We start from the raw sequence: 25968 nt of genomic DNA on the forward strand, positions 1-25968 counted from the left end.
TATGAGATTTGTCCTATCGGTCTTATCCGTCCTATTGGGGTTACAGCGCCACCTCCAGCTTCTTTTCCGATTCCACGTTTTTCAGCAACTCGTCCTTGCTGCGGTAGACCGGCTTGAAGGTGCGGTTGCTGAAGAGCTTCTCGCCCTGGTCCATGTAGTGGGGCGAGGCGGGATCGCCGCTCTGGCCCCAGGGGATGCAACTGTAGGACTCGATGCCGTCCTTGTGCATGAACATGAGGAGCATGGCCATGGAGCCCTTGTAGGCCCGATACTTGCCGCTGCCTTCGGGCGTTTCGCGCACGCCGATGCTCAGGAGGGTGCGGACACTCTTGTCGTTCTCGCCGCGCCCGAAATCGGCGCCGGAGGTGGGCACGAAGGTATCGCCTCGGCCGACTTCAATCATGTCGCCCCAGGTGATATCGGTCTTGCCATAGAGTTTGAGCATGGTTTCCCGGGCCGAGTCGATGGCTTTTTTCAGCGCCAGGTATTCTTCCACGGAGAGATCTTTTCCGGCGTTGACCTTGAGGGGGTCGACCACCTGGAAGGCCTCCATGCGGAAATAGCGCATGAGGGGCGCGGCGTTGCTCTCTTTGATGTAGCGACCATCCCAATTGACAAGGCGATCGAAATCGGCCTTGAAAGCGGGATCTTCCAGGGCCTTCTTGGCGGAGCTCATGGCCATTTTCTTGAGGGCCTTTTTCCAGCCCTCGCGGTAGGGGTCCGTCACGTCGAAGGCGAGATCCATGGCCTCTTCCTTGGTGAGGCTGTTATCGGCGGCGAGGGCCTGGAGGGCGCGATCGCCCCGGCTGTTGCGGGAGTCCCAGCTTACGTTGAAGATATAGCCCGGATATTTGTCCGGGGTGAGGGGCGAGTTCTCCATCATGAATTCGGGGCTGATATTGCAGTTCTGCATGTAGCCCTGCTCGGGATTCTTGATCTGGACGAGATCTTTGGCGTCATGGATGCCGAGCCACTTGGTCTTGGAGGTGTTGCCGGGCACCGGCGCGCTCCAGTTGTAGCCCTCGGGCCGGATGGGCACGCGGCCGGTTCGGATGTACGCGATGTTGCCGTCGCGATCCGCCGACATGAGGTTCTGCTCCATGTACTGGTTCATGGCGAGGGCCGCCATGAAGTCGTCGACATTCTTTGCCTGGAGGCATTTGTAGCCCTGCTCCAGGAGGAGGGTCTGCTCGAGGTAGGGTGTGGCGCCCACGAGGATGGTCTGCTTTTCCAGATTGGGCTCGGCGAAGGCCGGTCCGAGAATGGTGGTGTAGGTGGGCATGGTTACCGGCGCGCCGTCCTTCACATTGATGGTCACGGCGCCGAGCTCCGCGTTGAGCCATTGCCCGTCGTATTCATACTGGAGTGGATTCGCGGGATTAAGCTTCATGGCGTAGACGTCGGCGGTGTCCGGGCCGCCCGTGGTGGGCGCCCAGCCGAAGTGCTCGGTGTGGCCATAGGCCAGCAGGAAGGTGCCTACGAGGAAGTAGCCGTGCTGTTCGCTGAGGGCATCGCCGTAGACGTTGGCCTCGTAGAAGACCGACATGCCCTGCCAGGTGAGGTGGGGATCGGTGAGGAGGATGGCGCAGTTCTCGGCGCTGCGTGCGGGCGATACCGACCATTCGTTAGAACCCCAGCCAAGGGTGTTGCCTTCCTGATTCATTTCATCGCGCACGGTGCCCAGGGGCCAGTTGAGGATCATGGCGCGCATGATGGCGAGGGAGTGCCAGGGCTTGAGATCGAGGGCAAAGGGGGATTTGCGGTCGGGGTGATCGGCCAGATAGGCCTGGACGCCGGCCACGTAGCCCGCGGCCATGGCTTTCACGGGCTCGGAGGCGGAGGGCCAGAAGGCTTCGCAGCGCTTTTCATTGCCGACCATCTGCATGACGTAGTCGGATTCGATGTGGTCTTTACCGAGGACTTCGGCCATGCGGCCCACGGCCTGGCGGACGTTGAGGTAGATGTCGTCGAGGCGATCCTCGGCCTGGGCATAGCCCAGGCCATAGGCGGCTTCGGCGTCGGTGGTGCCGTAGATGTAGGGCGTGCCCCAGGTATCACGGTAGACCGTGGCGGTTCCGGCGTGGGCGCTCTGAATCAGGGCGCCCAGGCCAAGGGCGAGCAAGAGGGCCAGGGGATGCTTTGGCATAAGGGGTTTCCTTTGGTGGTGGCAGGGTTTATGGGTCTTATGGGTCTTATGGGTCTTATGGGTCTTATGGGTCTCTTGGGTCTTTTGGGTCTTTTGGGTCTTTTGGGTCTTTTGGGTCTTTTGGGTCTTTTGGGTCTTTTGGGTCGTATGGGTTCATAATGACCCATACGACCCATACGACCTATAAGACCCATTCTTTAGATTACGGGCAGTTCACTTCCGACCTTACTCATCGCCGGCGCTTACGGGGTAGCCCGCGTTTTTCCAGCCGCCGAAGCCGCCGATCATGGAGACGACCTGGGTGTAGCCCATGCGCTGGAGGGATTCCGCGGCCAGGGCGGAGCGGGAGCCGCCGCCGCAGTAGAGCACGACAGGGGTGGTGGTATCGGGTACGGCCTTCTCGATGTCGCGTTCGAGCACACCCTTGCTGATGTGGGTTGCGCCGGTGGCGTGGGCGGTGACCCATTCGCGATCTTCGCGCACATCAATGAAGGCGAGGCCCTCGCCCCCGTCGAGGCGTGCCTTGACTTCCTCCACGGTTTGCTCCTGCACGCGGGTCTTGGCGTGGTCTACGATATCTGAAAAACGGCACATGGGGTGCTCCTCTGGGCGGGTCCTGAAAACTAGTCGAAGCGCTAGTATAGCCGATGACGCGACGTGACTGTCCTGAGCGCAAAGGTCCCAGAACAACGGCGCCTGAGCTGCGGGTCAATCCGGCCATTGCCTTGCGACGAAGCCCGCTTTGCGTTCGGGACTGTCCCGCGCTTTAAAAACGGGGGACGGTCCCCTTCCAGACACTGGAAATGCCCGGAAGGTTTCAGGTCCAATAGCCGCCGGGCTCTGAGTCGCAACGATAGTCGGGTAACAAGGGAGATTTGGGCTGGTGCTTGGATTTAAGTCGGTGCCGTGTTGGATAGTGGTGTGTTTTGTTGTCGTTGTGGGGATGATCTCCGGGGCGCGGGCGGAGATGGCGTGGAAGGATCTCCCCCCCCTGCCCGTTCCCATGTCGGGGCATTTTTCCGGTACTCACGGTGGCGCGTTGATCGTCGCGGGCGGCTCCAATTTTCCCGTTTCCCCCTTCCAGGGCGGTGAAAAGCAGTGGCTGGACCGGATCTACGTGCTGGAACCCGGCGCGGAAGCGTGGATCGACGCGGGGCAATTGCCCCAGCCTCGGGCCTACGGCGGTACGGTGTCCACGCCGGAGGGCGTTTTTCTTATCGGCGGTACGGATGGCCAGACGTGTTTCGAGAGCGTGCTGCGGCTGGCGTGGAAAGGCGGGGCGGTATCAATCGACGCGGCGGGTACGATTCCCGTGCCCCTGGCCTTTCACGGGGCCGCGCTGGTGGGAAAATCCATCTACCTTACGGGCGGGCAGTCTGATCCGAAAGCCACGGAGGCCTTGAACCGAACCTGGTCGTGGGCGTATGCGGATGCGGGCGCGACCTGGGAAGAGGTTGAGGCGCTGCCCGGTGGATCGCGGATGCTGCCGGTGGTGCTCAGCCGGGACGACAGCCTTTATGTTTTCAGCGGGGCGTCATTGTTTAAGAAGGACGACGGCACGCCGGGCCGGGTGTTTCTGAACGACGGTTATCGCTACACACCGGGCAAGGGCTGGAAGACTTTGACGGGCCCGCCCGTGCCGCTGGTGGCGGCGCCCGCGCTGCCCTGGGGCCAGGCGCATATTCTGGTGAGCAGCGGGGACGACGGAAAGCTCTTCGAGCAGTCGGCGGAACTGGGGGATGGTCACCCTGGTTTTCCCAAGACGATTTGGGCGTATCACACGATTACGGACACGTGGGTGGAGAAGGGCACGGTGCCCCAGCCCACGGTGACGACGCAGGCGGTGCTGTGGCAGGATCGGATGGTAATTCCCGGTGGTGAAGATCGACCGGGGCATCGGATGTCGTCGGTCCTTTCGGGCGTGCCTATGGCCATTGCCAAGAGTCTTGGCTGGCTGGATTATGGCGCGCTCGGGCTGTATTTTGCCGCGCTGGTCTATATCGGGATCTATTGTTCTCGTCGCGAGGCGAATACGGAAGTGTATTTCCTGGGTGGTGGTCGAATCCCCTGGTGGGCCCTGGGCATCAGTATTTTCGGTACGTCGCTCAGTTCAATTACCTACCTGGCCATTCCGGCGAATGCTTACGCGACCAACTGGGTCGGATTCTTGAGCAATACGTGCATTGTGCTGGTCGCACCCTTTGTCGTATGGCTCTACGTACCCCGTTATCGGAACGCAAAAGTCCCCACGGCGTACACCTACCTGGAGCAGCGCTTTAATCTGGCGGTGCGGATCTACGGCAGCCTGGTTTTTATGCTGTTTCAATTTGGGCGCATGGCTATCGTGCTTTACCTGCCCGCCATTACCTTGTCCGCGTCCACGGGCCTGAGCATCGAAATCTGTATTCTGGCGACGGGGGTATTGGCGACGTTCTACACCATGATGGGCGGGATTGAGGCGGTGATCTGGACCGATGTGGTCCAGTCGATCGTATTGCTTGCGGGGGCCGTGCTGGCGCTGTATCTGGTGGCTACCAATATTGATGGGGGGGTTGTCGGGGCATTCGCAACGGCGGTGGAAAACGACAAGTTCCATACCTTCAACTGGACCTGGGACATGACCACGACGGCGGTGTGGGTCTGTCTCGTGGGCAATTTTTTCGCCATGCTCTATCCGTACACGGCGGATCAGACGATGGTGCAGCGCTATCTGAGTGCGCGAAACGAGAACGACGCGAAGCGTGCGGTCTGGGTGAATGCCGCGCTTACCATACCGGTGTCGGTGATCTTTTTCGGCCTGGGCACGGCGCTGTTTGTGTATTTCAAGCACCACCCCGGCCAATTGGATCCCACGCTGAAAAACGACGCGATTCTGCCGGTTTTCGTGATGGCCATGTTCCCGACGGGGATGAAGGGCGTGTTGATCTCGGGTGTCTTTGCCGCGGCCATGTCTTCCCTGGACAGCAGCATGAACAGCATGGCATCGGTGCTCGTAAATGATTATTATCGCCGTTTCAAGGGCGAGGTGAGCGAAGTAAAGGCGCTCGGTATCGCGCGCTGGTTGACGGTGTTGCTGGGCGGGCTGGGCACGGGGGCGGCGTGGTTTCTGGCGGGCACCCAGGCGACCTCGCTGTTTGACACCTATATGAAGCTTCTGGGGATGGCGGGCGGGGGCCTGGCGGGCGTGGTGGCGCTGGGCATGTTCACGAAACGCGCCAGCGGCTGGGGCGTTCTTGCGGGCGCGGCGGTGAGCGCGGTGGCGGTGTATTACGTAAATGCCCAGAACCTGACCCACTTCTATCTCCACGGCATGATCGGATTCCTGGTTTCTTTCTTTGTGGGCTATATCGCGAGCCTGCTTGCGCCCCGGAAGGTGGACACGGCCCCGCAGGGGTAGCATACGGCCGGGGAGCAAAATTCCATTTCCGGCGTTTCGATCCGCTATACTGTTGGAAACCTGAACCAGAGAGAAATTATGACATTTGAGGAATTTGAGGATCTCGATCCGCGCTGCCTGCGCGTATTGAAGCAGATGGGGATCGAATCCCCCACCCCCGTGCAGGAGCAGGCGCTCCCTATCGTGCTCACCGGAAAAGACCTGGTGGCGACGGCACAGACTGGAACCGGCAAGACGCTGGCCTTTGCCCTTCCCTCCCTTTCGCGGCTTGCGAAGGAGAAAGAATCGCGCAACCGGATGCTGGTGCTGGTGCCCACGCGTGAGTTGGCGGTGCAGGTGGAGTCGGTGATCGCGGGACTTTGCAAGGCGCTGCATATGCACAGTGCGTTGATCTACGGCGGCGTGGGGTTCGGCGGTCAGATCGCCGACCTGAAGCGGGGTTGCGATGTCATCGTGGCCACGCCGGGCCGCCTGCTGGACCACATGAGCCGGGGCGCGGTGAAGTTCGATAACCTGGAGATTCTGGTCTTCGACGAAGCCGACCGGATGCTGGACATGGGCTTCTTGCCCGATATCAAGCGGATTCTGGCCAAATTGCCCGTCAGCCGCCAGACTCTGATGTTTTCGGCGACCTTTGCGCCCGAACTGGCCCGCCTGACCCGCAGCATGATGCGGGATCCGGGCCGGATTGAAGTCGGGGCGATTTCCATGCCGGTGGACAAAGTCCGGCAGCTTGTTATCCCGGTGCGCCAGGAAGACAAGTCAAAGATGCTGATGGAAATTCTGAAAGAAGAGCAGATCGACACGGCGATTATTTTCCTGCGGACCAAAATCCGCACGGAACGCGTGACGAAGCTCTTGAAGACGAACGGCTTCAAGGCGGCGGCTATTCACGGGGACCTGTCCCAGGTTATCCGCCAGAAATCGTTAGAAGGTTTCCGGAGTGGCAAGTATGAGTTGCTGGTGGCGACGGATGTGGCGGCGCGCGGGCTGGATATCGATGATATCAGCCATGTGATCAATTATGACATCCCGGAGAATCCGGACGATTATGTGCACCGAATTGGCCGGACGGCCCGTGCGGAGAAAGAGGGCGACGCGATCACGTTTGTGACGCCGACGGACCACGCCGCGCTTGGCGAAATTGAGAAGACGCTGGGCCGGAATCTTCCCCGGAAAGAGTATGAGGGGGCGCCGAATGTGCTGACCCTGTGGCGTCCGGCGGGGGCGAAGCGGGAAGGTCTCCCCGCGACCCGAGCCCGAAAGGGCCGGAGTCTCATGCGCCGCCGCTAGGGCGGTCATGGTGCGTGCCGGGTATACCCGGTATGCCGGTTGAGTGAAGGCGGAGCGACAGGCCGGGCAGTCCGGCTCCGGACCCTGAATTGGTTTTGAGAGCCCGATTTGATATAATGCGCCCGGCCAAACGGGCACTTCTCTAAGTCCTTAAAATTACGCGTCTTAGGGTGTTTCTTGCCCTCCCGCGGCGCCCCAGGGGCGTCTGCCATGATTACGATGCTCACCGTGAGGTTCGATATAGAATGAAATTCTGGCACTTAATTCCAGGCCTGTTCTCCCATGATATGGCGATTGATCTGGGCACCGCCAATACGCTCGTCTACGTCAAGGGACAGGGCATCGTTCTGTGCGAACCATCGGTGGTGGCGATCAACACGAAGACGGGCAAACCCCGCGCCGTGGGCAACGAAGCGAAGAACATGATCGGCCGCACGCCGGGCAATATTATCGCCATCCGTCCGATGAAAGACGGCGTGATCGCGGATTTTGAGATCACGCAGGAGATGCTGCGCCACTTCATCCAGAAGGTGCACAACCGCAGCCGGCTGGTATGGCCCCGTGTGGCGATCAGCGTGCCGTCGGGTATTACCGAGGTGGAGAAGCGCGCGGTTATCGACAGCGCGATGAAGGCGGGCGCGAAAAAGGTTTACATTATTGAAGAGCCCATGGCGGCGGCGATAGGCGCGGGTCTCCCGGTGCACGAGCCCCAGGGGTGCATGGTGGTGGATATCGGCGGCGGCACGACCGAAGTGGCCGTGATCTCCCTGGGCGGCATCGTATTTGCCAAGTCGGTCCGCGTGGCGGGCGACGACATGGACCAGGCGATTATCCAGCACCTTAAGCGGACCTACAATATGGTGGTGGGCGAACGGACAGCGGAAGACATCAAGATCGCCATCGGTTCGGCGTTCCCGCTGAAAGACGAACTGGAGATGCAGGTGAAGGGCCGTGACCAGGTCATGGGCCTGCCGAAGATTATCACCATCACCTCCGAAGAAATCCGGGAATCCCTTCGGGAGCCGGTCAGCGCCATGGTGGACGCGGTCCGCGTGACGCTGGAGCGCACCCCGCCGGAGCTTTCGGCGGATATTGTCGATCGCGGTGTGGTGCTCGCGGGCGGGGGCGCCAACCTCCGCGGATTGGACCAGTTGCTGGCGAAGGAAACGGGCCTGCACGTTTCGGTGGCCGAAGATCCCCTCACGGCCGTCGTGCTCGGCACGGGTAAATTCCTGGAAGAACTCAAGAATTATCCGGACGAGGAGATGTAACGGAGAGCCCCGCTTGAATCTCACCCGTTATCTTACGACGCACCGCCCGGAAGTGATTCTGGCGGTTCTGTCTTTATCCTCCCTCATATCCCTCTTTACAGGCACGTCTTCGAGCTTTATCCAGCGTGGCCTGAGCCGACTGGTCAGCATTTCGGGCTACCCGGTGCTGGTGGCGCGAACGGCGGCGGAAGAGGCCTTTCACTACGCCTTCGACTCGGTGGCGAGTTACAGCGCCCTGCGCAAGGACAGCGAGAATCTTCGGGGCGTCCAAACCCGGCTGCAGACGGCGCTCGCGGTGGAGGAGGAATTGGCGGCGGAAAACCGACGGCTGCGGAGCATGCTCGATTTCGCCCGGTCTGAGCCGCGTCTGACCCAGGTGCCCGCGCGGGTCATCGGGAGTCTTCGGGGGATGCTGACGATCAATCGCGGGCGCGTACACGGGATCCAGCCGCGCATGGCGGTGATCACGGAGCGGGGCGTGGTGGGGATGGTGACGGACGTGCAGGATCTTTCCGCGAGCGTGGCCACGGTTCACCACCGGGATTGCCGGATTCCCGCGATGGTCCATCGCAACCGGATCCGGGCTTATGACGGGGTGGTCAAAGCCAACGGAACGGACTATAATTACATCTGCTCCATGGACTTCATCGACATGAAGTATGATGTCCGACCGGGCGATATCGTGGTGACCAGTCCGGAAAGCCAGTTTTTCCCCGCAGGCCTGCCCGTTGGAACGGTTACCGTAGTGCGTGAAACGGGCGGTGCGCTCTGGCGTTATGCCGAGCTGGAACCTGCGGTTGATCCCTATGTGCTGGATGAGGTTTTTGTGGTGATGCGCTACGTGCCGGAGGAAGAGTATTTTACGGGTCCTGGAACACAGGATGCGTATCGAAGCGCCACGTCGCTCGCCCCGGCCCTGCCCGACGACCGCCCGATCCAGGAGCGCTTTGCCCCATGATGACGGCCTCGCCCTTTTCAGATCGTTCCGGCGTCCGTCGCCGCCGCCCGCTTTCCATAGGTACCGCACTCCTTGAAAGTGCGGCTTTCTTAATGGAATCGTCTTGTCGAAATCAGCGGGAGCCCGTGAATCGCCATGCTGCATAATCTCTTATGGCTGGTAACGGTGGTCGTCATGGCGCTGGTGCAGACGACCTGGCCCGATTTCCTTACGCTGCAGGGCCGCACGCCGGATCTCACGCTGATCCTGGTGGTCTACTTCGCGATTGTTGAAGGCGAAGAGCGGGCGATGTTTACCGGGGCTGTGGGCGGCCTTTACCAGGACGTGGCCAGCCGGGCGGTCCTGGGTCATAACATACTTTGCCTCGTGATCATTGCCTATTCGGTGGGCCGACTCTCCACGCGGCTGGTGACGGAGCATCCCGCGGTGAAGGCGGGCCTGGTGTTTCTGGCGTGCGTTGCCCAGGGGATACTGTACACCTTTGTGCTCTATGTGCAGGAGCCGGCGACGCCCGTGGTGGGCAATATTGTGACGGTGGTGGTGCCTTCGGCCTTCTACACCGCGCTGATTACGCCCTTCGTGTTTTTCGCCCTCGCGCGCCTTTTCGGCGGACGCCCGGCACCCCAGGGGAGCATCGCCTGATGTCGATCAACAACGAGCCAAAGCGTTATGAAGGCGTGGAGAATCGGGTCCAGTTTCTGGCGCTGATTCTGGCGCTGGTTTTTGTGGCGCCGTGTCTCCAGCTCTGGCAGTTGCAGGTGGTTCGGCAGAGCGAATACCAGAGCATGGCGGACGAACAACGCATTTTCCCGCAGACGCTGGAGTCGGACCGGGGTATCATTTTCGGGGCGAACGACGTGATCCTGGCGGACAACCGCGCCAGCGTGAACGTGGTTTTTGTGCCGGGGGAATGCCCCGAGGTGCGCCGGGAAGAGACCTGTATCCGCCTGGCGCAACTGCTGGGCCTGGAAGCGAACAGCGTGATCGAAAAGGTGAAGGCGAAGTCGGGGGATCCTTTCGAGCAGGTGGTGATCAAGAATGACGTGACCAAGGCGGAGCTCTTCCACATCGAGGAGAACGCCTTCGATCTGCCTGGGGCGCTGATCCTGGTGCAGCCCCAGCGCCGCTATTACTATAACGAAACGGGCGGCCAGTTGCTGGGTTATCTGGGCGAAATTCAGCGCAAACAGTTGGACGACCCTTATTGGCAGGAGAAGGGCTATCACCAGGGCGATATCATCGGACAGGACGGCCTGGAGGCCCAGTATGAGAGCCAGCTCCAGGGGGTGGATGGCTTCCTGCAGGTGACCAAGTACGCTTCGGGTCGCCCCCAGCTCCGTACGGATCGCGGCGGCATGCCGGTGCTGGCGCGACGGGACAGCGCGGGGAATTACTCCTCGATCGAAGGGGAAGGCCGCGAACCGCAGGCCGGCGATCCACTGCATCTCACGCTCGATATCGACCTGCAGAAGCACTGCGAGTCCCTGCTGGTGGGCGAAGAAGGCGCCATCGTGGTGCTGAACGCGGATACGGGCGGCGTTATGGCGATGGCGAGCAACCCGAGCTATGACCCGAGCGTGTTCGTTTCCCACGATCCCACGGGCGAACGGAACCGTCTGCTGTTTCCGCCTCCGAAGACGCCCAAGCCGATGGTGAACAAAGCCTTTCGCGAGCAGTACCCGCCGGGTTCGGTGTTCAAGGTGATGCTGGCGGCGGCGGCGCTGGAAGAGGGCGTGATCACGCCCCAGACGACGCACTTCTGCGGCGGCAGCTACCGTATCAACGGCGGTGGCCGGGCCTGGGGCTGCTGGCAGCGCCGGGGTCATGGCCGGGTGGCGGTGAAGGAGGCGCTGGCCTACTCCTGCGACGTATTTTTTTACAACGTGGGCCTTTCGCTGGGGGTGGATAAGATCCAGGAATGGTCGCACAAGATGGGCCTGGGGGTGAAAACGGGTATCGATCTGCCAAGAGAGATCACCGGCCTGATTCCGGGGCAGGAATGGAAAAAGGAGCAGTTCAAGAAGAAGGGGCCGTCGGAACAGAAATGGTATCCGGGCGACACGGTGAACTTGAGCATCGGCCAGGGCAGTGCCGCGACGACGCCGCTTCAGAATGCGGTGATGCTGGCGTGCATTGCGAACGGGGGCTACCGGGTGCGGCCCTTCTTGAACCGGGATCGGGGCATCGAAAAGTCGGAGCGGCTGCTGAGCGATTCCACGGTGGAGGTGGTGACGGCGGGCATGCGGATGTGCGTGGAGAAGGCCCCGCCCAATTATCCGACGGGCACGGGCTGGCGCGCGGGGATCCCCGGATTCACCATTCTGGGGAAGACGGGATCGGCCCAGATCATGGACCTTGCCAAGCACAAGGTCTACGGGCATGAAGACAACATTCCCAAGCACATGCGCGACCATGCGTGGTTTGTGGCGGCGGTGACGGATCGGGAGCCGAGAGTATCCATCTGTATTCTGGTGGAGCACGGTCACCACGGCAGCACGGCGGCTTCGGTGCTGGGCAAGCCGGTCATTGAGTATATCTATCGCAACCAGCCCGCACCCGATGTCCAGGTGGCCCAGGCCGAGGAAAAGCGCTGATGCCGCGGAGCACGCACGACTACCATTCCGAAGACGCGATCATGCGGGCGATCAATTTCCGGAATCTGCGCCGGATCGACTGGATGCTGCCGATTTTCGTGCTCGTGCTGGCGGCTATCGGCTGGGTGACCATGTATAGCGCGAGCGCCCATTCGGACGCCTCGTACTACCATAAGCAGATCATGTTTTTTCTGGCGGGGGCCGTGATCGCGACGGTGCTCGTGGCGGTGGACTATCGCGCGCTCGTTGCGGCGGCGCCCGTGTTTTACGTGATCGCGGTCGGGCTGTTGGTGGCGGTGCTGGCGGTGGGTACGGAGGTGAAGGGCGGCCGGCGCTGGCTGGATTTTGGTCTTTTCAGGATCCAGCCATCGGAGATCACGAAGATCATCATGATCTATTTTCTGGCGTGGTACCTGAGCACGCTGGGCACGCGCATCCGCAAGCTGCACTGGTTCGTTCTGGCGTTTATCCTTACCGGCGTGCCGATGGCGCTGATCCTGAAGCAGCCCAATCTGAGCACGGCGATGACGCTGGGGCCGCTGGTGGTGGTGATGCTTTTTGTGGCGGGCTGCCGTCTCTGGCACATGGGGGTGATTGTGCTGGCGGCGCTTTCCGTGGTGCCCTTCGCCTGGATCCAGATTAAGGATTTCAACCCGAGTCCGATCGAAAAGGAGCAGGCGATCCAGCGGGAAGAATTCCGCGAAAGCCGGCAGTGGTGGGAATTGCACTGGCACCAGAAGATGCGCATCTACACCTTCCTCCATCCTGACTTTTCGCCGCGCACGGGCAACTGGCAGGCCTACCAGAGTAATATCACGGTGGGCAGCGGCGGCTTCCGGGGGAAGGGCTTCATGAACGGCACCAACACCAAGCTGAACTACCTCCCGGAGCACCGGACCGACTTCATTTTCTCCCACTTCGCGGAGGAGCGCGGATTCGTCGGCGCGGTGGTGGTGATAGGCCTTTATGTGGCCTTCCTGTTACGCGGGCTGATTTTCGCCCGCGATTGTCCCGATATGATGGGGACCCTGCTGGCCACGGGTGTGGTCACGGTGCTGGGGTTCCATATTTTTTCCAATATTGCCATTACCATCGGGCTGATGCCGGTTACCGGCATGCCCCTCCCGTTCCTGAGCTACGGCGGCACCTTTTATTTGAGCACCATGGCCTGCGTCGGCATATTGCTGAACGTGCCCATGCGCCGCAAGATGTTTATGGACGAGGGCATGTTCGCCCGCTGAGCGGGCAAGGCCGGTCGGCCCCCAGGCAAACAGAAAGACTTTTTTTATGCGAGAGATAGTGATCAACGCGGGCTCGCACGAGACCCGCATTGCCGAGCTGGAGAACAAGCGGCTCGTGGAGCTCCAGGTGGAGCGCCACGAGAGCCCCAGCATTGTAGGCAACATTTACAAGGGCCGGGTGGACTCGGTGGTGCCGGGCATCCAGGCGGCCTTCATCGACATCGGCCAGGACAAGAACGGCTTTCTTTATGTGTCCGATATTGCGGGCGCCGAAGGCACGGGCGACATGATGCTGGATGAAGGCAAGCCGAGGGCACGCACGCGGGCGCGCCGCGCAAAGCAGCAGCCGATCGAGACGATCCTGAAGAAGAACCAGCACATCATGGTGCAGGTGATCAAGGACCGGCTGGGCACAAAGGGCGCGCGCCTCACCAATTTCATCACCGTGCCGGGCCGCTACACGGTGCTGATGCCCACGGTAAGCACCCTGGGGGTGTCGCGAAAGATCGAATCCGAGGAGGAGCGCGAGCGCCTCAAGAAGATCCTCCGCGCGGTGCGCCCCAAGGGCATGGGCCTCATCACCCGGACCGCGGGCGAGGGCCGCTCCCGGGAAGATTTCCAGGCGGACTCGAAGTACCACGCGAAGGTCTGGGACAACATCAAGACGAAGTACGAGCGGATGAACGGCCCCGGCCTGATCCGCGAAGATCTCAGCCCCATCCTGCGGGCGGTGCGTGATCGCTTTACGAGCGAGTTCGACTGTCTCACGGTGGACGACGACGAGCAGAACGACCGGATTATCGCCTTCCTGGAGAGCCTCGATCCCGATTTGAAGTCGCGGGTGAAGCTCTACAAGCACAAGCGGCCCATCTTCGACAAGATGGGGATCGAAGAGGACATTACCAAAGCGCTGCGGCGCCAGGTGTATTTGCCCAGCGGCGGCCACATCTGCATCGACCAGACCGAGGCGCTCATCGCCATTGACGTGAATACGGGCAAGTTCACCGGCAAGAAACAGCTCGAAGACACTGTCTTCCAGACGAACATCGAGGCCGCGAGCGAGATCGCCCGCCAGATGCGCCTGCGCGATATGGGCGGCATCATCGTCATCGACTTTATCGACATGGACCAGGAGCGCAACCGGAAGAAGTTGCTGCGCACGCTCCACGAAGCGCTTCAGGCCGACCGCGCAAAGACGACGGTGTCGGAGATTAACGAGCTGGGCATGGTGGAGATGACGCGGAAGCGCGTGAAGCACAACCTGGTGAAGGCCCTTTCCCAGCCCTGCCCCTATTGCGAAGGCAGCGGCCAGGTGCGTTCGGTGACGACCATGACCTTCGACATCCTGCGCAAGCTCCAGAGCCTCTTTGTGACGAGCAAGGAAAAGCACATCATCGTGCAGGTGCACCACGACGTGGCGCGTCGCCTGCAGCATGAGAACAAGGCGATGGTGGACGAGATCGCCGAGCGTTTCGAACGGACCATCGACGTGGAGGCGGGCGTGGACTTCCACATACACGATGTGAAAGTGCTGCGGGCGCGTACGCGCCAGGATATTACATCGAGTCCCTCGGGCGACTGAGCGGCCGGCACCGTGGAATATTTCGCGGCTTTGTGATAAAACTACGGGGAGCCCGGACGGCGGGCGAACTCCAGGAGCAACGGTTTGGCGACGACAGAGGCTGAGCAGATGGTCGAAACGAGCGGTGGCACGTACTTTCCCGTCCACACCGACTCGATCCGTCTGGACTCCGTGCCCTCTTTTGCCTTGTATTTCCAGCCCAGCGTGGACCAGCCCTATGTGCTCTACTGCGAGCGGAAGACCAAGTTCACGCGGGAGGCCAAACGCCGCCTGCAGCAGAACAAGATCACCCAGCTCTTCATCACGAAGAAGGACCGGGCGGCCTACAGCCGCTACCTGGCCGAGCACCTGACGGATGTGCTGGAAGACGCCCGGCTCACGGTGCGCGAAAAGTCCACCATCCTCTACGATTCCGCCCAGGCCGTGGTGGAGGATGTGCTCAAGGAGCCCACGCAGCGGGCCAACATCGAGCGGGGCAAGGTGGTGGTGCAGCGGACCGTGGAGTTCATGCGCTCGAAGGAGTTCATGCTGGAGCACCTGCTGCGCACGATATCCTGCGACTACTACCTCTACACCCACAGCATCAACGTGACCGCCTACTCCATTGCCCTGGCCATGCGCTCCGGCTACATCGACCCGGCCACCCTCCGGGAAGTGGCCAACGGGGCGCTCCTCCACGACGTGGGCGAGACCACCCTGCCGCCCGAACTGAAAAACAAAGAAGGCCAGCTCACCCCGGAAGAGTGGAAACTCATGCGCGCCCACCCCGAGGAGGGCGTCAAGCTGCTCCAGAAAACCGGCTGCCTCGGCGAAATCGCCCAGGATATCGTCCTCTGCCACCACGAGAAGCTCAACGGCCACGGCTATCCCAACAAGCTCAAGGGGGACCAGATCTCCCCCTTTGTGCGGATTGTGACGATTGCCGATATCTTCGACGCCCTCACCACCGAGCGGTTCCACCAGAAGCGGATGAGCTCCTTCGAGGCCCTCAAGCTCATGCGCGAATCCATGCGCGAAGAGCTGGACATGGACCTTTTCCGCAACTTTGTCACCATGATGGGCGGGAAACGCTGAACCGCCGCCTTCCGGCGCAACTCGAAGACGCGGTGACCGCTCAGCGAGAATCGATTTGACTTAAATCCCGTTTTTGCGCTACAATTGCGGCCCAGTACAGCGGTATGGCCAAATTGGTAAGGCACCAGATTCTGATTCTGGGTACTCTAGGTTCGAGTCCTAGTACCGCTGCCATTTATCCAAAATCTGGCGATAGCCAGTGCCACTTTCCGTGGCCCGTTCATCTAGGGGTTAGGATGCGGGATTCTCAGTCCCGTTACAGGGGTTCGAATCCCCTACGGGCTACCATTTAAGATTAAGACCCCGGCCACGCGCCGGGGTTTTGCTTTATGGGGGTTTCGCGCAGCCATTTCAGTGGGGATTATGGCGGCCCGGGGTTTGCGTCGCGCAACACCATGATGCCTTCCACCATCCTAAACTGCGATCACCTTTTGGATCGTGACCGCGAATCTCAACCGTCAGGATCGGAGAGCGCAGCGGATTATTTCGCATTCAGGTGGCGCAATCAGCAAAATTCCACGCCTGTTGTGTGTGAATTCCGGTTGAATCGATGAGGACCCCCGCCGCACGAGGGCGCCGAAGCCATCGCAGCGACGTCCTGCTATTGTATGCCCACAAAGCTCTTGTGCTCCAGCCAGATAACTACTAGAATACTTGTACCAATGATGGGATTCTAGCAGGGTTGGACAAGAGTCTTCATGGAACATCCGTACACGGTCGTCCCGGCGCGGAATCCATATCAATGCGTATGCCGGATTCTCAGTACCATACGATCTACCCTCCAATTCACATCGGGGAGTCCGTAATTACATCACGACCGGGAGATAATAGACGTGGGATTGAAGATGCTTCGCCGCAATGTGTTCATTTTGTGGGTCGCCTGCTGGTCGGTTGCGGCCCAGGCCGATGTGCTTACCGCGGCTTCGCCCGACTACCCACTTTCGCGACTATCACCATTTCACACGACGACCATGGTTCTCAATGGGGACTGCGATCAGTGCGATGCCTGCCCGGACAATGCCGCGACGGTGTCGGAAACGGTAGAGCTTCCCACCCTGGAATTCTCGAAGGAATCTACCCGAACGATCCCCGCGACGGATTGTCAGGGCGGCGCAAGCGGGACGGTGGAATCCAGCTACCTCGAGGGACCGGGCGTTGATGCGTTTACGGGTAAATTCGCCATGACGATGGAAGCGATATCGACTGCGGTGCAGGTTCCGTTCGGAAATTTTGACCCGCCCCAGTTCGCATGCAACACGGGTACCACGCTGTTGTTCAGCAGCGCAAGGCTTCAATTCCTTGTGCGAGACACTCCGACAACACTGCTGGCGAACTTGGCGAGCACGTGGACGGTGAGTCCAGGAGACGTATCCTGTGCCGATGCGTGCTACGGTGGCGGCATCATTCGGATTTCGATCCAGATGGAATTGTTTCAAGTGGTCCGAGAGGGCGGGCAGGTTACTCTGGGCTCCACAGTCGACAGCGCAAGTCTGCAGGAGGATTTCCTCGTGCCGGGAAATGGAAACTGCCCCATAGGGGCGAAAGGTGGAAGCCCCATTTCGGATACGGTTGAACGATTACTGAGCGATTGTCTTTCGGCGCCACTTCCCACAGGCGAGTATGTACTGGTGTTGACTGTATCAAGTGACAGCAACACCGCGTCAGAGATTCGCGGCAGCGTAGATGTGTCACTCAGTGCCGGGGGCGCGGGAACGGGGAACGTCAATTGGATAAGTGCCGGGGGCGGACAACTGCTTGAAACGGCGAACTGGTGCCCGTCGCGGGAGCTCACCGTGCTTGACGATTTGCGCTTCACGCTGCCGGAGGCGTACGAGGTCGTGTTTCCAACCGCGACGGCCAACAGCCTTCATGTGACGGACGGCGCGGTGACTCTCGATGGTACAGGCCTGACGCTGGGCAGCCTGGCGCCATCAAATCCGAGCCTGCTGGTGGACGATCTTTCGACGGACCGTCCGGCTTCGCTTCTGCTCAGTACAGGCACCTATGATGCTCTGGATGTGGAGGTGGGTATCAGCGGTGACGCGGATCTGGACGTGGCACTGCTGGAGTTGGGGGGCGACGGCATGACGCTGACCGCTTCGAATCTGACGATTGCCGTAGAACCGGGCAGCGAGGGGCTTGTCTTGTCGAGGGATGGTGCGCTGCAGGGGGAAGAAAGCGTTACGCGTTTGAACGTGCTTGAGAGCTTGATTGTCGGACTGGCGGGTAACGGTTCGTTGCATCTGGAAGATGTTAATTTGAATGCCGTGACATCTACAGTAGGGCTGGCCGCAGGCGTAGTGGCAGGAAGCTCGGGCACATTGGAGCTGATCGGTGGAATCTCAGACTTTGGCCCGGTCATTTCGCTGGGAGGCGACGGAACGGGCGCGCTGCTGTTGAGTAACGGGGCGCAGGTGGAGGTGGCTTCGCTGGTTGCCGGGGAGAATCTGCTTGGCAGCGGGAGCATCTTGATCGACGGTGACGCCGCAGCCTTTGGGGGCATAGTCCACAGTGCGCTTTCCGTGGCGGGTCCGGTATTGATCGGCAAGCAAAGCACGGGTTCCATCACGATCAGGGAAGGCGGTTCACTGGCCGCCACCACACTGACGCTCGGTAAAGAAGTCGAGGGAGTTGGTTCACTGGAGGCGATCCGCGTCGCGGACGACCCCGTCGCGGCTACGGTGAATGTGGCGGGGCTGCTGACGGTGGGAGAACTTGGCCGGGGCACCTTCACCGTGCTGGACAGTGGCCCTGTCCCCACGGATGATCGGCCGGGGCTGACGGTCAGCAGCGATGGCCTGGCGGTAGGCGCGTTCAGCGCGCAGGAAAGCAACGTGGCGTTTACGGGTGGGCAAGGTTCGTTCGGCGCGTTCATTTCGATAGGGTTGGCGGGGTCAGGTCAGCTATCGCTATCCGACGGCGCAGAGATCGCGGCCGAGGGCATGATCATGGCCGAGTCTGCGTCGAGCAGTGGCACGCTCGAGATGGACGGTTCAGGGGAGACGGTGAAGTGCACGCTATCGGGAGAACTGACCGTTGCGATGGATGGTCACGCTCGAGTTGACTTGATAAACGACGCTCAACTAAACGCCGCCAGCGGCACCATCGGGGCGGGGCTTTCCACTGGACTGGGAGAGGTGGTGCTCACCGGGGATCGGGGTATCCCCGTGCTCGGTGTGACCGACAACCTTCACGTCGGTAAAGAGACAAACGGGCTTCTGGCAGTGCTGGCTTCACTCGGCGGTGTGAATTGCGGATCTCTGCAGATCGGCGGTAGCAACGCGGGTGCTGGCGGCACCGTGAATCTCGGAAACTTTGCCATCTGCAGTGCTACAGACGGTGGCGTGGTGGGTGGACTGCCGGGTCCGGGGCTGCTCCGCATTGCCGCGGGGGCGAGTTTCAACACGTCCACAGAGGGGGACAGCAAGTTATTGATCCTGGACACGGGCCTGGTACTTGTCGAGCGCGGCGCCAACATAAACACGGGCAGTGTCACCTTCCTGGGAGATGGCGGCCGCCTCCGGGTCGTGAACGAATTGAATATACCGGGGTCGAAAGTGGATATGGACCGGAAGGGGACGGGTCCGGCCACAATCAATGGTCACCTTGATCTTACATCCGGGGCGATCCTCGATATCGAAGCTGGCGCGGCAACGACGTTGGTCGTAACCGACGGGGCCACACTCGCGGGTAAACTGAATATACTTCTCACTCCCGGCACAGCGTATTCCACTGGTGAGACGCTGGCTACGTTGGTGATCGAAGGTACCGTAACCGGTGAGTTCCAGGCGGTGGAAATTCCCAATGCGACCAACGATTTCGCAGCGGCCACTCAATTTGAAAACGGAACCGTCCAAGTTACTGTAACTGCGCCGGGATCCGGGACGGCATTTCCGCGAACCGGTTCACCCTTGATTGAAGGCGAAGGCGAAGGCGAAGGTGAAGGTGAAGGTGAAGGCGAAGGCGAAGGCGAAGGCGAAGGCGGGTGTAACCGGGTAAAGAATTCAGCCGTTGCGGACACATTATATCACTATTTCGGAGACGGGTTTCTGATGCTTCTGGCGCTGGGTGGTCTCAGTGTTTTGGGCAAGACAGAACGCCAGATACGCGATCATTGGTGAGGGCGCAGATTTACCTTGTCACTTTGTGGCCGGGCTAGCCACAATACATCAGGCAGTAAACGTGCGTCGCCGAAACGACGGATCTGGTGGGCCACGTCGGCCAGTGGAGTCGCTCCAATATTCAGCGATCTATAAGTCTTCGTGCGCTCAACCCCGCTGGCACAACGACACATACAATGTCGCCATTGTGAGCATGGAAGTACGCCGACGGTGCGTTGACTTTCCCAGCCTCCACGACCGCCCCTACGGTGTGGAAAGGCCGTGTTCTCCCCGGGAAATCGACTCGAGACGAAGGACGCCGCATACCATCACCGTGCCCATTCCAATCGACGCATGCCCTGCATCAGCCCGGAGGGCTAATTCGCCTCCGGCGAACTTGCAGTCCACTTTCGGTCGCCTTTCAATCGCGGGGAGTATGTGCCGCGAGGGGATTGACCGGCGTCCATGCGCGGACTTGCCCGGGTGTCGTGATGGCAACCGAATGGATCCAGAAAAAGAACGGCGCGACTGTAGGACTATCCCCCGTTTTTGAAAGCGCGGGACGGTCCCGAACGCGCGGCGGGCTTCGTTATATCGGGGGAGCGTGTTTTGGGGGGCTTGCGGGGCGTTTTCCTGGGGCCTCTCCGTTCGGGACGGTCCCGTTGAGGCAATCTGGAGTATTCCCGGCGCTTACTGATCTCCGTAGGCCTCCGCATCATGGCGGTAGAGGCGGCGGTCCCGGGTCATGGCGTGGGCGCGCCGGGTGGCTTCGGCCGTGGACTGGGGCGGGGCCTGGTCGTGGGGCCACCAGTCGGCGCCGGCGGTCCAGTAAGGGCCGCCGTGCTCGTATGCGCCGATGTCGGGCGATTCGCCCTGGAAGGTGTCGGTGATTCCGGGGATGGTCGCGCCGCGATCGATGAGGGCGCTGCCGGGGGCGGGGCGCAGATCGGGGGCGTCTTCGCCGGGGTCGATGAACAGGCTTGCCTGGTCGTTCGGCTTGATTATGTGGTTGTGGTGGATCGCGGGGGAGTCGAGGATATCGACGATGTAGTCGCGCTGCGCCTTTTCTTCGGGACTCATTTCGCGGTACTCGCGCAGGTCGATGCGGTCGGCCAGGCGGAACACGGCATTGTTCTGGATCGGCCAGTCGGCCACGACCTCGATCTGTTTCTGCTTCACGATGAGGAGAGGGTGCTCGGGGTTGTTGACGAAGATGGTGTTGTTGTAGATGCGGAAGTCATAGCCATTGGCTTTGCCGCCGGCTTTGCAGTTCCACACGACGTTGTGGTGGATGAGGACCTGACTGCCGTCCTGATCGCAGCGGAGGCCGATGCCGTTGATGTCGTGGACCCAGTTGTGGTGGAAGCCGGTCCAGGTGCGGTTGTCGCCTTTTGGTATGTACAGGGCGGAGACGTCGCTGCAATAGAGGCCGAGGTTGAAGAGGTGGTTGTATTCGGCGGTGCCGGGTCCGGGCCCGAGCAGGTAGATGCCGATACCGCTGCCATTGAAGATGGTGCAGCGGGCGACGGTGTTGCCCGCTTCCGACGTGTAGGCCCAGCGCTGCGTTTCGCCTGCGGCGTTTGCACCGTCGTGGGCCCGCTTGCGATCATATTCCAGGGATACATTGGGGTCGCTGTGGCGCCCGTGGCGGCTGCCTTCGGTGACGATGCAGTTCTCGATACGGTTGCCGCGCCCCGTGACGTGGATTGAGGTGCCGGGCGCACAGGTTACGAGGCATTTTCGCAGGGTGTTATTTTCGCCCTGGATGAAAACCGGGCGCTGGTCTTCCTTCACCTGACGGTTGTCGCGCATGGTGAGCAACTCGCAGGGATAGCGGAATTCGCAGTCGTCCAGTGTTACATGGCGCACCTTGCTGAAGTGCGCGTTGCAGCCGAAGAAGGTGATATCCCGTATGACGACGTGTTCGATCCCTTCCCCCTCAAAACCAAACACACGCCGTTTGACGCGGACTTCCCCCGGCGCGGGCACCGTGCCAACGGGCGGGATGAACAGCAGTTCTTTCGCTTGCGCGTCGTAGTACCACTCCTGCTCCGCGTCCAGCAGGGAGCGGTGGTTTGCCACAAAAAAGCGGTTGTTGTACAGGCCGTAGCTCTTGATGCGGTCGGCGCGGCCGTCCTCGCCGGTTAGTCGCGGATTGTCGTAGAAATCCGTGTCGTCCCAGCGCAAGGCCGGCTGGCCCGCCTCGTGGGCGAGGATGGCGCGGGTAAAGGCGTTGTTGCCCTTGCCCAGTTTGATCCAGAGCTGCGCCCCGGTCAGGCTTTCGCCCAGTTCGGCCAGTTCGGTGCTCATGACCACGCCGCGATCAGAGCCGGCCCCGGTGCGCGCCCACTTCTTGTCCTCGTTCCAGTTCTCGTCGAACGTCATGTTGGGCCAGCGCGCGAGCACCATGGCCTGCTCCTGAAAGAAAACCTGATCCGTGGGCGATTCCAGGGGCGTCTGATAGTGGCGGCCATCCTCCGCGGTCCACGCCGTGTCGATGGGGTCCGTGCCGTCGACGATCACTTCCTCGCCGGCAGCGGCGGTGAAGGTGATGGGCTGGTCCTGTGCCCCCGACCGGGTCAGGGTCACCGTCTCGCGATAGCGCCCGCCCCGAATCACGCAGGTCTGGCCGGGCTCCAGGACATCCGCGGCGTGCTGGATCGTCCGAAAGGGCGCGGCCTCCGCGCCCTCGTTGCCATCGTCGCCCCAGGGCGCAACGTGGCGCGTGGCGGGCTGGGCTTCAACCGAAGCGGCGGCGGCCACCAGGGCCAGGGCGATCAGTATCAGGTGTGGCATGGGTCGTTCACTTTCGTGGGCAAGGTGCGGCCAGGTCATGTTGCATTACACCACACGGATCCTGGAAATGCACACGTCCACCCGCGGCAAGAAGCGCCATCAGCGCCCGAAAATTCCGAAGCGGCGTTTGGCGACGTTCTTGCGCTTCGGATCGATAACGCTGTCGATGTTGTTCCGATCAAAGGCGTCGAGCAGCGCCGACATTCCCTTGTTCATCTTCAGGGCCAGCTCTTCGCGATACAGGGGCACGATGGCCAGGAACTGGATGGACTTGCCGTCCTTCAAGGCGAGGGTGGAGAAATCATCGAAGTCGCCCACGGGCGGCAGGAACAGGACACTGTCGAGTTTCGTGTTGTCGGCGAAGGGCGCGGGCGGATTGCCGTTGCCGATGGTGTGTCCGGCGCAGAACCAGGAGTTGACCTTGTGCGGAAATCGGGCGAGAAACTTGAGACTGCGCACGGGCCAATACCAGCGCTCGTCGCTGAAGGCCTCCTGCGAGATCTTCCAGTCCGGGGGGAGCATGGCCATCAGTTCCACGTAGGGCGATGTGCCGACACCCTCGGGTACGTTCATGGGCCGGTCGCTCATGCCGGAAGTGACCATGATGTGAAAAGGATACCGGTCGGACGGGGGGACGTGGTAAACGTCGATGTGGACGGTGTCGGAGATGATCTCGTGGTAGACCATCTCGATGGGACCGAGGCACCGCTCGATGTGGTCCGAGATTTCCTCGATGTGGTCCTCCGCCAGGGCCGGCTCCCATCCCGTTACCTCGGGGTGGTGATAAACCGGATTGCCGGACAGGGATCTAACGTTGTCGTCGCTGGTCATGCAAGCCTCCTTTGGATGGTCGCGGTTCGAACGGTGTTGGACACGTCGAAGAAGTCTATCGGAATGAGCCGAAAATCGCCAGCGGCATGATCGGGAGGGCGAAGCGTTTCATCACTGAACGCCTGGGGCAGCCCCTGGCCGCAACCAAAGCGCTGAACCGAGGATTGATCAAGAAGAAAGCGCTTGACCACGGAATGGCCCTGAAATTCACGGAAGATACCCTTCAGGCGTTTTCGTTGCCGTTGAACTCGAGGCGGAGGCCGTGCGCGGTGTGGTTATTCCCCATGCCGCGCCCCGGCGTGCTACTATCCGGCCAGTTGCCGATTACCACCCAAGGAGAATCCGTCTGTCATGCCCGAGCGCGATCCACTCGTCCTTCGCATGCTTGAGAAGCTTGGCTTTAACATGACCAGGCTTCGCTGGAAGCTGTATAAGCTGGAGCAGCGGCGGGACCGATTGAAAGAAGGCGGGGTGATGCCGGAGCGTTTTCGGTGGCTGAAGTTCAGAAACAAGTTTTGCCGGCATTGCGGCGCGCTGAACGATAAGGATGCGGGAACGTGTTATCGCTGCGAGCGTCGGCTCCCTTCACTGCTGGGCTATCGCATCGGGCGGCTTTTCGGGTTTATGGTGCCGGCGAGCGCGCCCCGCGCGATTGGCTTTTTCGGCACGCTGTGCGTCTTGTTTTTTGTCGTGAACATTCTGCTGGATGGCCTTGTTGCGGCATTTACACCCAACGGGGATGGGCTCTATCTCCTGGGCGGATTTTTCGTAGACGGTTACTCGGGCTATTTCGTCGCCTGGCGGGCCATGACTTTCGGGCTGGTTCACAGCGGAATCTTTCATATCCTCTTCAATGGCTATGCGATGATGATGTTGAGCGGTGTGACGGAGTCGCATCTGGGCGCGCGACGAACGGTGGTGCTGATCACGGCGTCACAGATCGGGGCGGCCCTCGGGACGTGGTTGTGGTACTTTCGCGTGAACGGGGAGCCCGTATTCACCGTGGGGGCGTCGGGCTGGGTGTCGGGGCTGCTGGGCTATGCGCTGGTCTACACGTGGTTTCTCGGGGCATCGGGCGCGGCCTACCGCCGGCAGCTTACGCAATGGGCGATCTATATCCTGCTCTTCGGTTTTTTCATGGGCGCGAACAACATGGGGCATATCGGTGGCGCGATTGGCGGTGCGCTGGTGGGCCTGGCGGACAACCGCCCCGGTAGCGGGGCGCGGGGCGCGGCGCGGGTGTGGGACGCCGCCTTCTGGGCGAGCGCGACGCTGTGGGTCTATTGCCTGGTTTTGCTGGCAATCTACTTTGCACGTTACGTCGGGGTATACGGCTCGGCGCCTTTGCTGCCAGTCAGCGGATGATTGCGGGCGCTTGTTTCCGATCCGGTGTATGATGGAGGGGTGCGGCAGCTCCGGGGCTGACCGCGGCGTCAGAGGCCAGAACCGAGGAGAACTATCATGGGACGTCTGTCCATTTTCGCTTTCGCATCCCTGCTTTTTGTCGCTACCGCGCAGGCCCTTTGGGCCGCACCCGACGCGAAGGTGCCTGTGGCCCGGCTCGTGGCGAATCTGGAGCAGCAGCTTGCCGCGGCGCCGGAAGACCCTCACCTGCTGGCGCGGGTTGCCCGGGTTCACAGCATGGTCTATGTGCTGGGCGACGTGGAAGTGCCCGTGGTGGGCCGGGGCGACAACCCCAAGTATACCTACTACGAGCAGGGCCTGGGTTATCCCTCTGCGCGGCACAGTCTCGATCGGGAGGCGATCTCCGCGCGCATCGGGCGGCTGCTGGAGGCCATCCGGCTTTATGAGAAGGCCACGAAGCTTGCCCCCGAGGACCGCTATATCTGGCTGGGCCTGGGCTACTGCTACGACGAGATGTCTCACGCGGCGGTGACTCTGGCGTGGCCGACGGATACAGCCGGTGCGCCCGTGGAGGCCATCGCGGCCTTGCGCAAGGCGTGGGAGGATCAGGCGGTGTCGGCCTACGCCAAGGCCATGGGCGATGCGCCAAAGGTAAGCCAGGGTTTCCTCGTGCCGCCGGTGGAGCTGGAAGCGGGCCGTTATCTTCGGGCGATTCTCGAGCCGCGTGAGGCGTTGAGTGACGACGAGAAGACGCTGGTGGCGGCGGCTCAGCGGATGGAGAAGCTGGACGGGCCGCGCTCGCGCGTGGTTACGCCGATCATTTTTCCGCTGGACGGAGCACGTTCGCTGGAGAGTCTGCTGGCGGCGGGGACCTCGGTGGGCTTCGATCTGGACGGCCAGTCGGCGGGCGCAAAATGGCCCTGGGTGAAAGGCGACACGGCCCTGCTGGTGTGGGATCCGGAGGGGCTGGGCCAGATCCGCAGCGGGCGGCAGTTGATCGGCTCGGTGACGTGGTGGCTATTCTGGGAGAACGGCTACACGGTCCTTCGCGCGCTGGATGATGATCGCAATGGCTGGCTGGAAGGCGCGGAGCTGGACGGCCTGGCCGCGTGGCAGGATGGCAACGGAAACGGGGTCTCAGACGCCGGTGAAGTGCGCCCCCTGTCGGCCATAGGCGTGCGGCGACTGGCCGCCATGGCTTCGGGATCCGTTAACGACATGCCGATGAACAATGCGGGGCTGGAGCTGGCGGATGGCCGTGTGTTGCCCACGTACGACTGGATCACGGGACCGATTGGCAACAAACACTAGAAGCAAGGG

At 61.2% G+C, this 25968-nt stretch carries 16 protein-coding genes and 2 tRNA genes; 14 read left to right on the top strand and 4 right to left on the bottom strand.

The window, feature by feature from the left end:
- Window positions 1–40 precede the first annotated feature (40 nt).
- On the bottom strand, window positions 41–2146 hold the full coding sequence (locus JNK74_17150; GenBank protein ID MBL7647913.1) for a penicillin acylase family protein: 2106 nt from the start codon (window positions 2144–2146) through the stop codon (window positions 41–43).
- Window positions 2147–2371: 225 nt separating this feature from the next.
- Complete coding sequence (locus JNK74_17155) at window positions 2372–2740, bottom strand: sulfurtransferase (GenBank protein ID MBL7647914.1); 369 nt, start codon at window positions 2738–2740, stop codon at window positions 2372–2374.
- Between the two features lie 307 nt (window positions 2741–3047).
- On the opposite strand from JNK74_17155, the gene JNK74_17160 reads away from it, so the two are divergent.
- The 12 genes from JNK74_17160 (at window position 3048) to JNK74_17215 (ending at window position 19677) form a co-directional block, all read left to right on the top strand.
- A complete protein-coding gene (locus JNK74_17160) occupies window positions 3048–5543 on the top strand; it encodes a sodium/solute symporter (GenBank protein MBL7647915.1) in 2496 nt (831 codons plus the stop codon).
- Between the two features lie 78 nt (window positions 5544–5621).
- Window positions 5622–6836: a DEAD/DEAH box helicase gene (locus tag JNK74_17165; GenBank protein MBL7647916.1), complete on the top strand. Its 1215-nt coding sequence runs from the start codon at window positions 5622–5624 to the stop codon at window positions 6834–6836.
- Window positions 6837–7081: 245 nt separating this feature from the next.
- Complete coding sequence (locus tag JNK74_17170; protein ID MBL7647917.1) at window positions 7082–8107, top strand: rod shape-determining protein; 1026 nt, start codon at window positions 7082–7084, stop codon at window positions 8105–8107.
- Between the two features lie 13 nt (window positions 8108–8120).
- Window positions 8121–9065: a rod shape-determining protein MreC gene (mreC, locus tag JNK74_17175; GenBank protein MBL7647918.1), complete on the top strand. Its 945-nt coding sequence runs from the start codon at window positions 8121–8123 to the stop codon at window positions 9063–9065.
- A 135-nt stretch (window positions 9066–9200) separates the two neighbouring features.
- Complete coding sequence (mreD, locus tag JNK74_17180; GenBank protein ID MBL7647919.1) at window positions 9201–9707, top strand: rod shape-determining protein MreD; 507 nt, start codon at window positions 9201–9203, stop codon at window positions 9705–9707.
- On the top strand, window positions 9707–11659 hold the full coding sequence (mrdA, locus tag JNK74_17185; protein ID MBL7647920.1) for a penicillin-binding protein 2: 1953 nt from the start codon (window positions 9707–9709) through the stop codon (window positions 11657–11659). Before mreD ends, mrdA begins: the two co-directional genes overlap by 1 nt.
- Entirely contained in the window at window positions 11659–12900 is a 1242-nt protein-coding gene (rodA, locus tag JNK74_17190) for a rod shape-determining protein RodA (protein ID MBL7647921.1), read from the top strand. Before mrdA ends, rodA begins: the two co-directional genes overlap by 1 nt.
- A gap of 46 nt (window positions 12901–12946) precedes the next feature.
- Window positions 12947–14482, top strand: a complete 1536-nt coding sequence (locus JNK74_17195) for an Rne/Rng family ribonuclease (GenBank protein MBL7647922.1) — start codon at window positions 12947–12949, stop codon at window positions 14480–14482.
- An 84-nt stretch (window positions 14483–14566) separates the two neighbouring features.
- On the top strand, window positions 14567–15556 hold the full coding sequence (locus JNK74_17200) for an HD domain-containing protein (GenBank protein ID MBL7647923.1): 990 nt from the start codon (window positions 14567–14569) through the stop codon (window positions 15554–15556).
- A gap of 98 nt (window positions 15557–15654) precedes the next feature.
- A tRNA-Gln gene (locus JNK74_17205) sits at window positions 15655–15730 on the top strand.
- 39 nt (window positions 15731–15769) lie between these two features.
- Window positions 15770–15844: transfer RNA gene (locus JNK74_17210), tRNA-Glu, on the top strand.
- Between the two features lie 545 nt (window positions 15845–16389).
- Window positions 16390–19677 carry a hypothetical protein gene (locus JNK74_17215; protein MBL7647924.1) on the top strand — a complete coding sequence of 1096 codons (3288 nt, stop codon included), beginning with the start codon at window positions 16390–16392 and terminating at the stop codon, window positions 19675–19677.
- A 669-nt stretch (window positions 19678–20346) separates the two neighbouring features.
- On the opposite strand, the gene JNK74_17220 is transcribed toward JNK74_17215, so the two are convergent.
- Together JNK74_17220 and JNK74_17225 are read right to left on the bottom strand one after the other, a co-directional pair.
- Window positions 20347–22452, bottom strand: coding sequence for a right-handed parallel beta-helix repeat-containing protein (locus JNK74_17220; protein ID MBL7647925.1), 2106 nt, complete (start codon window positions 22450–22452; stop codon window positions 20347–20349).
- A gap of 99 nt (window positions 22453–22551) precedes the next feature.
- Complete coding sequence (locus JNK74_17225) at window positions 22552–23283, bottom strand: suppressor of fused domain protein (protein ID MBL7647926.1); 732 nt, start codon at window positions 23281–23283, stop codon at window positions 22552–22554.
- Between the two features lie 351 nt (window positions 23284–23634).
- Between JNK74_17225 and JNK74_17230 the strand changes: the two genes are divergently transcribed.
- Window positions 23635–24648, top strand: a complete 1014-nt coding sequence (locus JNK74_17230; protein MBL7647927.1) for a rhomboid family intramembrane serine protease — start codon at window positions 23635–23637, stop codon at window positions 24646–24648.
- Between the two features lie 96 nt (window positions 24649–24744).
- A complete protein-coding gene (locus JNK74_17235; protein ID MBL7647928.1) occupies window positions 24745–25959 on the top strand; it encodes a hypothetical protein in 1215 nt (404 codons plus the stop codon).
- The last annotated feature ends 9 nt before the right edge of the window (window positions 25960–25968 follow it).

Source organism: Candidatus Hydrogenedentota bacterium, from assembly GCA_016791475.1.
Taxonomy (GTDB): Bacteria; Hydrogenedentota; Hydrogenedentia; order Hydrogenedentales; family JAEUWI01; genus JAEUWI01.